The organism is Roseovarius albus, from assembly GCF_900172335.1.
Taxonomy (GTDB): domain Bacteria; phylum Pseudomonadota; class Alphaproteobacteria; order Rhodobacterales; family Rhodobacteraceae; genus Roseovarius; species Roseovarius albus.
This window is the reverse complement of the sequence record NZ_FWFX01000015.1, coordinates 1-12,630: the sequence shown is the minus strand read 5'-3', so window position 1 is coordinate 12,630 and position 12,630 is coordinate 1. Positions and strand designations below refer to the sequence as shown.

10 protein-coding genes are annotated in these 12,630 nt (G+C 55.0%); 5 read left to right on the top strand and 5 right to left on the bottom strand.

All coding sequences use genetic code 11. The features are described from left to right. Nucleotides 1-3: 3 nt before the first annotated feature. Nucleotides 4-783 carry a carnitinyl-CoA dehydratase gene (locus ROA7450_RS17895; protein ID WP_085807326.1) on the top strand — a complete coding sequence of 260 codons (780 nt, stop codon included), beginning with the start codon at nt 4-6 and terminating at the stop codon, nt 781-783. 36 nt (nt 784-819) lie between these two features. Here the strand turns inward: ROA7450_RS17895 and ROA7450_RS17890 are convergent, their stop codons facing one another. The 5 genes from ROA7450_RS17890 to ROA7450_RS17870 form a co-directional block, all read right to left on the bottom strand. Then, complete coding sequence (locus tag ROA7450_RS17890) at nt 820-1,866, bottom strand: serine/threonine protein kinase (protein WP_085807325.1); 1,047 nt, start codon at nt 1,864-1,866, stop codon at nt 820-822. Further along, complete coding sequence (locus tag ROA7450_RS17885) at nt 1,863-2,711, bottom strand: alpha-1,2-fucosyltransferase (protein ID WP_085807324.1); 849 nt, start codon at nt 2,709-2,711, stop codon at nt 1,863-1,865. The genes ROA7450_RS17890 and ROA7450_RS17885 overlap by 4 nt, the downstream gene beginning before the upstream one ends. An 11-nt stretch (nt 2,712-2,722) precedes the next feature. Next, nucleotides 2,723-3,487, bottom strand: coding sequence for a glycosyltransferase family 25 protein (locus ROA7450_RS17880; RefSeq protein WP_085807323.1), 765 nt, complete (start codon nt 3,485-3,487; stop codon nt 2,723-2,725). Nucleotides 3,488-3,490: 3 nt separating this feature from the next. Next, nucleotides 3,491-4,933, bottom strand: coding sequence for an aldehyde dehydrogenase family protein (locus ROA7450_RS17875; protein WP_085807322.1), 1,443 nt, complete (start codon nt 4,931-4,933; stop codon nt 3,491-3,493). 135 nt (nt 4,934-5,068) lie between these two features. After that, nucleotides 5,069-6,085 (bottom strand): ribose-phosphate pyrophosphokinase, encoded by a 1,017-nt coding sequence (locus ROA7450_RS17870; RefSeq protein ID WP_085807321.1) that lies wholly within the window; start codon nt 6,083-6,085, stop codon nt 5,069-5,071. A 586-nt stretch (nt 6,086-6,671) separates the two neighbouring features. Between ROA7450_RS17870 and ROA7450_RS17865 the strand changes: the two genes are divergently transcribed. The 4 genes from ROA7450_RS17865 (at nt 6,672) to ROA7450_RS17850 (ending at nt 12,415) form a co-directional block, all read left to right on the top strand. After that, nucleotides 6,672-7,832, top strand: a complete 1,161-nt coding sequence (locus ROA7450_RS17865; protein ID WP_085807320.1) for an extracellular solute-binding protein — start codon at nt 6,672-6,674, stop codon at nt 7,830-7,832. Nucleotides 7,833-7,865: 33 nt separating this feature from the next. Continuing rightward, the gene (locus ROA7450_RS17860) at nt 7,866-9,467 is read left to right on the top strand and encodes a BCCT family transporter (RefSeq protein WP_234999586.1); all 1,602 of its coding nucleotides are present in this window, start codon (nt 7,866-7,868) and stop codon (nt 9,465-9,467) included. 930 nt (nt 9,468-10,397) lie between these two features. Next, the gene (locus tag ROA7450_RS17855) at nt 10,398-11,702 is read left to right on the top strand and encodes a site-specific DNA-methyltransferase (protein WP_085807319.1); all 1,305 of its coding nucleotides are present in this window, start codon (nt 10,398-10,400) and stop codon (nt 11,700-11,702) included. After that, complete coding sequence (locus ROA7450_RS17850; RefSeq protein ID WP_085807318.1) at nt 11,699-12,415, top strand: DUF5681 domain-containing protein; 717 nt, start codon at nt 11,699-11,701, stop codon at nt 12,413-12,415. The genes ROA7450_RS17855 and ROA7450_RS17850 overlap by 4 nt, the downstream gene beginning before the upstream one ends. Nucleotides 12,416-12,630: the final 215 nt, after the last annotated feature.

Here is a 12,630-nt window from a genome sequence, read left to right as displayed (position 1 = left end):
AAGATGAACCCGATTAAAACCCGCCGCGAAGGTGCCATTCTTGAGGTCAAACTGGACCGTCCCAAGGCCAATGCGATCGACCTGGAAACCAGCAAGATCATGGGTGATGTCTTTCTTGAATTCCGTGATGATCCGGAACTGCGCGTCGCCATTCTGACTGGTGGCGGCGAAAAGTTCTTCTGCCCCGGTTGGGATTTGAAGGCCGCCGCTGACGGCGATGCGGTTGACGGCGACTATGGTGTCGGTGGCTTCGGCGGGTTGCAGGAAATGCGTGACATGAACAAGCCGGTGATCGCAGCGGTGAATGGTATCGCCTGTGGTGGTGGTCTGGAACTGGCAATATCCGCTGACATCATCTTGGCCGCAGAACATGCCACCTTCGCCCTGCCTGAAATCCGCTCTGGCACTGTCGCTGACGCTGCCAGCGTCAAGCTGCCAAAACGTATCCCGTATCACATCGCCATGGAGCTGCTGCTCACCGGCCGTTGGTTCGACGTTCAGGAGGCCAACCGTTGGGGCCTCGTAAACGAAATCCTGCCGGCCGATCAACTGATGGACCGCGCGTGGGAGCTGGCCCGTCTGCTCGCCTCCGGCCCGCCGCTGGTCTATGCCGCGATCAAAGAGGTGGTGCGCGACGCTGAAGATTCCAAATTCCAAGATACCATGAACCGCATCACCAAAAGCCAACTGCCCACGGTCGAAAAACTATATCGCTCCGAGGATCAGCTCGAAGGTGCCCGGGCCTTCGCCGAAAAACGCGACCCGGTCTGGAAGGGCAAGTAATATCAAAGCCCTGCGCCCATCCACGGGCGCGGGGCATCACTTCCGTAATATCCGATCTGTCAGGTTCAATCGCTGCGCAATGATCGGCTTCAGCGCCGCCGCCAGATCCGCATCCTGCGCACTCAATTGCTCCAATTCATCCAGTCGATTGGTTGCCACCAGTTGCAGCGCATCCATTCGCACCGCACCGCTTTCCCCGCGCGGCAGCGCGGCCACCGTCTGCACCAGTTCCGGTGCCGGTTCGGGCAAGAGCTCCCCTAACTCAGCCGCGGAAAGCTCGGTTTCGACAAAGACATACAGCCCCACGCCCTTGGCAGGCAGAGCATAGGTGCAGAGCGCCAGATCAGTCACCCCGGCATGTCCACGCAACGCCGCCTCCAACGCCGGACCATCGCGTTCAATCCGATCCTCGGTGCCCTCACCATCCGACCAGTTCATCAGTTTGCGAGTGATGAAGTTGTAAAGTTTCTTGCCCGTCGCCATCCAGATCCGCGCGGGCAGCGCCTTTTGCGCCAGCATCCGTTCCTCAGATGCGGTCAGCAATTCCGGTGCATATGCGCGCTTTTGCTTCAGCAGATGCCTCAGATCCTCGCGCGCCAGCACCCGCAACATCTTGCTGTTCTTGCGATGCACAGAGGCTAGTTGGAAATCAATCACCGCCGCACGGCCATCATGTGTCATCAGCCAGTTCTGCGGTTTGGCGATGTCATTATGCGCCACACCCGCCCGGCGCATCTCGCGCAGCAGGCGTTTGGCGTCTTTGTAGAACGCTGGATCTGTTGGCTTGGCCAATTGCAGTGGCGTGCCCTGCGTCCAACTGCGCAGCAACCCCACCTTATCGACCCGTACCAACACGGGCGCGCCTTCAATCCCCTGAACTGCCTTCAATCCGCGAATTTCCTTGCGTGCCAGAAACCAGGCAATCGGTTTGGCATAAAACGGCACGCCATCCAGCTTGCGCAGCACAACCGGGAAATCCTCAACACCTTCCAAGGTCCCCGAAATCGTTTCCGAGAAAATATCGCGCTTGTGGACGGTCTCTGGCAAAAACCGCCGCTCTGCAATGTCATCCTTGGGGGTCATAGACGTATCCAGCTTTCCGGGCAGATATCAGGATTACTCAGGTTTTCCTTGGAAAACCAGTTCTTCGGGGCAACCAACAGCTTATCTTTGTCCGGGTTCAGCCAGGCCCCCCACCACGAAAACGTCGAATTGGCAATCACATGATGCGCGCAAAGTGACATCAGTTGCATGTCAAAATGCCCCCGGGTTTCATCGTTGAGATCCACAATCACCCGCTCAAAACCGAGGTTCATGTTCTCAGCTGCCCAGACAGGGTCATTCGAGAATACAAAACACGTTAGATCCTTGCCAAGCTTCTCGGACAGCGCTGCCAAGGCCGCGACATAATACTCTTCCGTGCAGGCCTGAAAACTGCCCGAGGCCATGTAGTCCCCGCGTCGCACATGCACAGACACCGGGATTTTCGCGGCCTTGATTTGCTCGGCCATCGCAGTGTTTTCCGCATCCAGCGGGGTGGTAAACCGCAGGTCGTTGCGGATCGCTTGCGCGCTATCACCAAAATACCGCGGCGACTGCCAATAGCCATGCAGATAGCTGTTGTCGCCCAGATCGAAAAACTGTGGATTGAACGCCAGCTCTCCCTCGCGGCAGAACTTGGGATTCTTGCCAAACTTGCGCCACAGCCCGTAACGCAGGAAGCTCTCGTGTTTGGCCGGGGGCAGGGTGGGGGCCTGCGCAATCCTAGCGTCGGCAAAATGTGCAAAGCAATTCCCACGGTCCTCGCTGCTCTCGATATACCTCGAATCCAACGCCAGATCACAGCCCAGATGATCGGCCAAGGCCCGCCCTGCGGCGTATTGAAAGAGCTGGTTTCCAGCCCCGCCTAAAAGTCTAGAAATGATCATCGTTTCAGATCTTACTTGCGTGTTTCAGTGGCAGCAGAGGAGAGTGTCTTGCTGTCACGTGAATACCGCTCAATCTTGCGGCGGTAAACCGTGCGCGACACTTCTCGCTTCAACCGCTCAGATAATGAGTATTTCCCTCCCTGAATGGTCGACCCATCCAAGCTCTCGGAAATGGCCTCAACTCCCGAAGGGTAAATCACCGCCACCGGCTGCCCGGTAAACCAATGGCTTTGCACAAAGGTATCGACAGGCCGATCAAACACTTGCGCCTTTTTCACCAAACGTTTGGCGGCCGCGAGGCTGATCAACTGCGCCGTTGCCCGCACGGGTGACACGCGCGGTACGCTCAGGCGAAGATCTCCATCGGTTTCCAGCACATCTTCGTGCCCTGCTGTGTATCGCGTCTGAAACTGGATGTAGCCAAAGCGATCAATATGTTTCTGTGCCAGCGCCAAGGCCCTGCCAAAGACATCGGGGTCCAAGGACGCATCATCCTCAAACACTAGCCCGGCCTCAAGCTCGCGATCCACAATCGCCTGCCAGATCGACCGATGACTTAGGAAACAGCCGACCTCTCCGGTTTTCAGAGCGAAAGGATACTTCGGCTCAAACAAATTGGGTCGATAGGCCTCGGCAATATCCGCCTCAGACAATTTCGCCCCATCCACGGCATCCCAAATCTCACCCTCCACGCCACAGCTTGCCAGCACCTCATGTGCGTTCGCGCGCCGTTTTTCGGCGCGCGCAAGGTGCAAGACAAAGGCGTGAAGGGTCATAATTTAGCTGGCCTCGGTCCAGCCCGAGACGGATTTCACTTCGATGAAATCCTCGATGCCCCATTTGCCGCCTTCGCGTCCGTTGCCAGACTGCTTCATGCCGCCAAAGGGCGCACCGTTGCCACGGCTCTGACCATTGGTTTCCACCATGCCAGCTCGCAGGGCACGGATCATCCGGTTGGCCCGCGCCGGGTCCTGCGTTTGAACATAGTCAGTCAATCCATAGGGCGTGTCATTGGCAATCGCGATGCTCTCTTCCTCGGTATCAAAAGGAATGATCGACAGCACAGGGCCAAAGATCTCTTCACGCGCGATGGTCATTTCGTTGTTCACATCGGCAAAGACGGTCGGCTTGACATAAAAGCCCCGGTTCAACCCATCAGGACGACCCACACCACCTGCAATCAGGCGCGCGCCCTCATCGATGCCCTTTTGGATCATGTCCTGGATCTTGTTGAACTGAACTTCATTCACGACCGGACCCATATGACGCCCTTCTTCGCTGGGCGCTCCAACCTCGACCGAGGCGGCAACCTGCGCAGCCGTTTCAACGGCTTGGTCGTAAATATCGCGCTGTACCAACATGCGGGTTGGCGCGTTGCACGACTGACCCGAGTTGTTCATGCAGTGCAGCACGCCACGTTTTACAGCCTTTTCATCCGCATCGGCGAAGACCACGTTGGCCCCTTTGCCACCCAGCTCAAGGCTGACACGTTTGAGCGTATCGGCGGCCACTTTGGAAATGATCTGACCGGCACGCGATGATCCGGTGAAAGAGATCATATCGACATCGGCATGGCTGGTCAGTTGCGAGCCGACACCAACACCGTCACCGTTCACAAGGTTAAACACACCGGCAGGGAATCCAGCCTCATGCATCATCTCTGCAAACAGCATTGATGACAGCGGCGATTCCTCGGACGGTTTCAGCACCATGGTGCAGCCCGCAATCGCGGCGCCGATCACTTTGAGCGTCACCTGGTTCATCGGCCAGTTCCACGGCGTAATCAGCGCGCAAACACCAATAGGTTCGTTCATGATCCAGCTGCCCGGCGTGGCTTCGTCCATCGGGTGGGCAAACTCGAACTTGCGCGCTTCTTCAAGGAAGGCGCGGATATGGTAAGACCCTGAGGTCGCCTGCTGTTGACGCGACATGGAAATCGGCGCGCCCATCTCAATACTGATCGCCTGCGCCATGTCTTCGTTGCGCGATTCATAAATTTCGAGCAGCTTTTCAACCAGCGCGATCCGATCTTCAGGTGCGGTGGCCATCCACGCCGGGAATGCAGCCTTGGCGGCTGCAACGGCGGCATTGGTATCGGCCTGCCCGCCAAGAGAGATCACTGCACACGGTTCTTCGTTGGCCGGGTTGATAACGTTGTGATCATTGGCTTCAGCCGGATCGACCCAGGCTCCATTGATATAAAACTGACGTTTTTCGATCATGCCGCAGTCTCCCATCATTCAGCGGTTTGATTTCCCGCGCACCTTGTCACCCTCATATGCCAATCACAAGTCTGAAACGACTACGGCCAACCCTACAGGGCTGGCCGTCAGGAAATACGCAGGCTCTAATTCGGATCAACCGCCGAATTGACCCTCGTATACAGGCTCAAGTGTCGGGGTCTCGAACAGAGACGAAACGCTGTTGCCCTGCCAAATGTTCAAGATTGCCTGTGCGAACACCGGCGCGGTTGGGATGATGCGGATATTCGGTGCCGATTGGACAGATTCACTCGGCGCAATCGTGTCTGTGATGACCAAGGATTTCATGACCGATTTGGTCACACGATCAACCGCAGGGCCGGACATCACACCGTGGGTGATATAGGCGTGCACTTCGGTGGCGCCATGTTCCAATATTACTTCAGCCGCCTTGCACAGGGTGCCAGCAGTGTCGCACATGTCATCCACGATGATACATTTCTTGCCGGTCACATCCCCGATTACGGTCATTTCCGCCACTTCACCAGGCTTCTCGCGGCGCTTGTCTACAATCGATAGCGGCGCATTGATCCGTTTGGCCAGCTCGCGCGCCCGCGCCACACCGCCTACATCGGGTGACACGATCATCACATCATCCAGATTGTCCTTGAACTGTTTCATGATATCCAGCGCAAACACCGGCGAGGCATAGAGGTTGTCAACCGGAATATCAAAGAAACCTTGAATCTGTGCTGCGTGCAGGTCCATTGTCAGAACCCGTTCAATTCCGGACTGCGCGATCATATTCGCAACCAGCTTGGCCGAAATCGGCGTGCGCGCCTTGGACCGGCGGTCCTGCCGTGCATAACCGAAGTAAGGAATGACGGCTGTGATCCGCTTGGCCGAGGACCGTTTCAGAGCATCCGCCATAATGAGCAATTCCATCAGGTTGTCATTGGCTGGGTTAGAAGTCGGCTGAATGATGAACATATCCTCGCCGCGGACGTTCTCGTAGACCTCAACAAAGATTTCCTGATCATTGAATCGCTCGACCCTCGCATCGACCAACCCCAGATTGGCCCCCCGATGCATAGTCATGCGGCGGGCAATCGCCTTGGCCAGCGGCATGTTGGCATTGCCAGAGATCAGTTTCGGCTCGGAGGTGGTAGGCATGAAGGTGTTTCCCGGGTTGGCTCTGATGACAGAATCATGACGTTACCCCCGCTTACCACGCGCCACGCCCGGGGCAAAGCTGTGGTAAGGTAGGAGGCCTATTATTCCGAGCAGACTGAGCAAGCCTAGGATGACAATAGGCGAATTTTATCTTAGCAGCAATCCACCGAAATCAGAACTCACGCGTAGCAATGTTGCATGTAAACTGGCCTGATTTCCCAAGCTTTGCTATACGTTTAATGCTCTGAGTAGCTGAATCGTCAGACGCTGCAAAATCAGGTATGATGAATGTGGTAAGTCCAGAATTTATGCGCTTGAGCGGCGCCAATGTTAAAAAACTTCTGGGCTTGCGGTGTGTCGCATTTGTTTAATTTGTGTCGTATTCGTGTAGTTCGGTTCTGAATTTAAGCCCATACTCGCGTTCATACAGGTGCAAAACTTTCAAAATTCAGGGCTAAAGCGTACTCTTTTGAAAGTTAAACCAACACATCGATCCATGTGGATTAAATTCGATGAATTAAAGTGCTCCGTCGCGAAGACCAATTGTCGCTAAAAAGAGAGCAAATTATCAAAAAGGGAGTTTGATATGAGTCTGCCAAATAGATCGTTCCGGATCGGAACAGTCTTTACACTGGTGACATTGCTGACCGCATCTTGGTCAAGCACGGTCCTGGCGCAGGATGAAACCTCATCCGAGGCTGCTGAACAACAAAAGAATGAGATTACGTTCACGTCTTGGACTGGACCTTATATGCGAAGCCAAATGTTGGGTTTTGTCCGTCCTTACGAACAAGAAAATCAGGTGCGCGTGAATGTTGCACATTATAATGGCGGCATAGACGAGATCCGCGATCAGGTCGAAAGTGCCAACGTCATTTGGGATGTCGTGGACCTGACACAGGCCGACAGCCTTCGGGCTTGTGAGGAAGGTCTTTTGGAAGACTTGTCAGGAATTGATCTTCCGAGTGGGGAAGATGGAACACCCGCATCTGATGACTTTGTCGAAGGAGCACTGAATGATTGCGGTGTTGGAGTTATCGTCTGGGGAACAGCATTTGCCTACAGCAACTCTGCTTATCCGGACGCCGCGCCGACGTCGATTGCTGATTTTTTCGACACAGAAACGTATCCTGGTGCCCGGGCTATTCGGAATGATCCAACCGTTATAATGGAATGGGCATTGATGGCGGATGGTGTTGCGCGCGAAGACGTTTATCCGACACTTGAAACGCCTGAAGGAGTCGAACAAGCGCTAAGCAAGATGGATTCAATTCGATCAGATCTTCAGCTTTGGCAATCAGGTCGCGAACCTGTTCGTCTATTGAACAGTGGCGAAGTCGCGATGTCGATGATCTGGGCGACAACGGGGGCCACTGCTTCCAAGGAGGAAGGCGCTGATTTTACCGTGAATATGGACGGGCGCGTCATTGAACTGGACCTCTTTGGTGTTCCAAAGGGCAGCCGTTACAAAGACGAAGCGATTGAGTTCATTCAATACGCCAGCTCTACCGAAGCGTTGGCAAATATGGTCGGCTATCTACCCAATGGTCCGACGCGTAAGTCTTCGCTCGATCTTCTCTCCGAAGACATTTTGGAGCAGATCCCGAACGGACCTGCATATGAGGACAAACTGTCAATCCATTCTGATGCTGAATGGTGGGCTGCCAACCACGCCCGACTTGAGGAAGCATTTCAAGCCTGGCTCACGGAGGCCGCCCGTCAGGGTGCTTCTGGTACGGTTCGCTAAGGCAGTGCAACAGGACAAAGAGGTCATTTTAAAATGAGTGAACAAACAACAAATAAACCCGACAACCTTGTTGCCAGCACCGGACCATTCAAAGGCATGAACCCGTTGATGGGCATCTTGTCGATGGTGATGATTCTGGCTTTCGTTTTATACACGATCGCAGATGTCGAGCGTTCCGGGGCTGTTTTCGCTGCCGGCAAAGAATTCATCATCGGCACAATGGACTGGTTCTATGTGATCGTCGTAAATGCAGCACTGTTTTTCGTGTTTTGGCTCATGATAAGTCGTTTCGGCGATGTAAAGCTGGGCAAGCCGGACGATGATCCTGATTTTTCTACGTTTTCATGGATCTGCATGCTCTTTTCAGCGGGTCTTGGTTCCGGTCTGATCTATTGGGGCGTTGCCGAACCCATGTATCACATCCAGGGAAGCCCGTTTATGGAGCAGGCAGGCGCAGAAGCCGGCTCGACCCAGGCGGCGATCAAGGCAGTGACCGTTACCAATTTCCATTGGGGGTTCCACGGTTGGGGGCTTTATGTGCTCGTGGGGCTCAGCCTCGCATATTTCTCGTATCGTAAAGACTTGCCTCTGACACTGCGGACAGCGCTCTATCCAGTTCTCAAGGATCGCATTTATGGCCCGTGGGGGCATTTGGTTGATCTGATCGGCGTGTTCGGAACGATTTTTGGTCTCGCAACTTCGCTGGGCCTCGGGGTGACACCTATCGCAGCTGGCCTTGAAAACCTGGGCTGGATGCAAAACACGCAAACCAACCAATTGATCCTTGTCGCACTGATCACAATTGCCGGTACAGCTTCTGCGGCCTCGGGTGTGGGCAAAGGCGTACGTATTTTGTCCGAATGCAACGTTATGGCTTCGATCGGTCTTCTGGTCTTGTTCCTGGTCCTTGCGCCGACAGCCTTTACGCTAGGGATCATGATCTCGGGATTTGGTGACTATCTGTGGAACGTGATCCCAATGGGATTCTGGATCAACAGTGACCCAGAGGTTCAATGGCAAAGCTGGTGGACAATCTTCTACTGGGGCTGGTGGATTGCATGGTGCCCCTTCGTTGGATTGTTCATTGCGCGCGTCTCCAAAGGCCGCACAATCCGCCAGTTCTGCTTTTGCGTTCTGCTCATCCCAACTTCGGTTGTGATGCTGTGGATGGGCATCTTTGGTGGGGCTGCGGCAGGCGTCGATCTGTTCTACAACGCAGGCGTAATGGAAGCGGTCAATAATGACTATGCGTCGGGGGTTTTCGCGACATTGGCTGGATTTGGATACGCTTGGATTGTTTATCCGCTGACCGTGCTGATAACCATCTTGCTGATCTCGTGGTTTGTCACGTCCTCTGACTCGGGGACGCTCGTGATGTGCACGATGCTTTCGATGGGCGATGAAAACCCACCCGTCAAATTCCGTATATTCTGGGGTGTCACCGCTGGTGTCGTCGCCGGGGTATTGATGCTGGCGGGCGGCCTTGGGGCGCTGCAGACGGCGTCGATCGTGGCGGGGCTACCGATTGCTGTGATCTTACTGTTCATGATTTACGGTACAGCCAAGTCACTGCATGACGATCACCCACTTCCGGATGTCGAAGATAAATACGAAATGGAGTTCCTAAATCGGTAAGACGTCCGGAAATTTCTATCAATCAAAGGGGGCGGTTTTCCGCCCTCTTTTCTATTTCGGATGGCTGCAAAATCTAGGAGACTCGGGCGGAACAGATCGCCTACAATGGGCGAAAATGCACCCAGACAGGCTCAAGGAACAAATCTGTAGGCATAGTCCTCGCGATTTTACTGCAATAGGGTGGGAAGTTTCGTTCGCTTATCGCCACTACACGGCAACACAACGAACAAGTTTACTTCTCTCCATCCGTGGAACACCCTCATCCCATTTATGTACAAAACCCGTGTACAACTTGTACAACCTGTACATATTTAATCGGGTGTACGGTCTGGTCACCTTTTGATCATCTGGCAGGGGAGTCGGACTGATCTGTAAGCCGGGAGCGCACAGCAGGAGAAGCCCCCATCTAACTCATTGATATCGAAGAAGATGGTGGTGGTCGCAGTCTTGCGTAAACCGGTCTCTGATTTGAAATTCGTGTTGACAGGGAATTAACAGGGAAACTTGCCAGTTTTGGCGCGGTTTTGGCAGAATGCGCGGTTTTGGTGTCGGATATTTGGCGTGAATACAGCAGGTTAGCCCCCAATTCCCTGTTCTTAGAGTATCAGGGAATTCACAAGCCGGGATCTGGGAACGTTCCGTTTCGATTAGGGAAGGTTTTGGGCGTTTCTGGCAAATGGCAGATCACTTGGGTTTTACGCGGGTCCTTGTTGCAGCACAATCCACGGATTTGTCCAAAATCGCTATCGACTAGAGCGCCAGTTGCATAACTGAAATGTTCATGATATGTTCTATGCGAGGGAACTTCATTCCTCTGAAAGGACAACTGTGCGCGCACGGCTGTCCTTTTTTGTTTTGGCGGATGGTCCGCAGGGCGATCAGCGTAGTTGGTCGTTAATTTAGGTATGTAATTAGAGAGGCAGTACGAAGATGGCAGTTAGTAAAATCGAGCATATCGCGACCCGCGATCTTACTCCCTGGGCGTGCAATGCGCGAACCCATTCAATGAAACAGATCCGTCAGATTGCGGATAGCATAGAGACATTCGGGTTCACCAACCCGGTGCTGATCGACGAGCGCCGGACCATTTTGGCAGGGCATGGACGGTTGGAAACGGCCAAACAGTTGGGGATGACCGAAGTGCCATGCCTCAGATTGGATCATATGAGCTCGGATGAGAAACGCGCCTATGTGCTGGCCGACAACAAGCTGGCTCTGAATGCCGGCTGGGACGAGGACCTGCTGGCGGCAGAGCTGGGTGCGCTGATGACGGCCGATCTCGACTTCGATGTCTCCATTACTGGGTTTTCCATTCCCGAGGTCGAGGGGGTGCTGGAGGCGGTGGCACCGGAGGAGCCGGGCGATCCGGCGGGTGACACGATGCCCGAGGCAGCACCCGCGCGCGTAAATTCCGGCGATGTCTGGCAGTTGGGGCCGCACAGGTTGGTCTGCGGCAATGCGCTGGACCCAGATGTTGTGAAAGCGCTGATGGACGGCGCCGAGGCCCGGATGGTCTTCAGCGATCCGCCCTACAATGTGCCAATTGATGGCCACGTTGGGAACTCTGGCAAGATCCAGCACCGGGAGTTTGCCATGGCGTCCGGCGAGATGAGCGCGGGTGAGTTCACCCGCTTCCTCAAATGCGCCTTCCGCAATCTCGCGGATCACAGCGTCGACGGGTCCATCCACTTCCTCTGCATGGACTGGCGCCACATGTCCGAGATGATCGAGGCAGGGCAGGGGGCATACTCCGAGCTCAAGAACCTCATCGTCAGGGCCAAGGGCAATGGCGGCATGGGCACTTTCTATCGCTCGCGCCACGAACTGATCTTTGTCTTTAAAAAGGGCAGCGCCCCGCACATCAACACTTTCGAGCTGGGCCAGCATGGGCGGTATCGCACGAATGTCTGGGAATACCGCGGCGTGAACAGCCGGCATGGCACGCGTATGGAAGAGCTGGCTCTGCATCCTACGGTGAAGCCTGTGCAGATGATTGCGGATGCGATCCGGGATGTGTCGGCGCGGGGCGATATCGTTCTGGACATCTTTGGTGGATCTGGCTCAATGCTGATAACAGCGGAGAAGACCGGACGCCGGGGTTATCTTTGTGAACTCGATCCGATCTACTGCGATCGCATTTTAGCGCGTCGGGAGGGTTACGCGAAGGATGAGGCCGAACAATTGGTCTGCGGTTGGCAGGCTCCGGCGATGCAAGGGTTGGAGACAGCCGAATGAGTGGTGAGAAGAACAAGCTACCGGTGCAAAAACCCGATGTTGCATATGAGGTTGGCTATGGCAAACCTCCAGCCGTAACCCGATTCAAACCTGGCAGATCGGGCAATCCTCGAGGGCGACCAAAAGGAGCGAAGAGCAAACGTCCGAAACTCAACGAGGAACGCCTGAAAGGCATCATCCTTGATGAGGCGTATCGCGACATCACGGTGCGGGATGGTGCGCGCAATGTAACGATCCCGATGGCGCAGGCCGTCATACGATCACTGGCGGTCAATGCCGCCAAGGGCCATCACCGGGCACAGAGGCTCTTTGCCGAGATGCTCTCGACCACAGAGCGGCAGAACAAGCAACTGGCCGACGAGTGGCTCTCGACCGCGATGGATTACAAGATCGAGTGGGATCAGGAGCTGGAACGACGTAAGCGGCTTGGTATAACCGACCTGCCTGACCCGGTGCCGCATCCGGATCACGTCAAGATCGACCTGAACACTGGCGAGGCACGGGTTGAGGGGCCCTGGACCAGGGAAGAGAAAGCTGAGCTCGATATGTGGCTGGCAAAGCGCGACGAGTGGGAGTTGGCCCTCGCCGAACTGCACGAGGATCTAAGGTCCGAGGAAAGCGAAGGCATTCGCGAGATCATCTGTGGCGACATCAAGCACGCTGAACGCATCCTCAGCATCATCGGGCAGCTGACGGAGAAGTTCGGGCGATAACGCGGTTTAAAGGTCAAGGTGGGGCTGGTGGTCAATGAAAGGCCGCCGCCAGCCCGTACCGGGCATCCAACATTGACGCAGAGAATGTCTGCTTCTCTAATTGGGTGTTTAGGTCAAGCTCATTTTTCCTTTTCTTTCGGGTCATTGTCGCTCATCCGGGTCACGCTTATCTTCGCAGTCTGGTTTGATGCCATGATGGCACCGCTGCACGCATA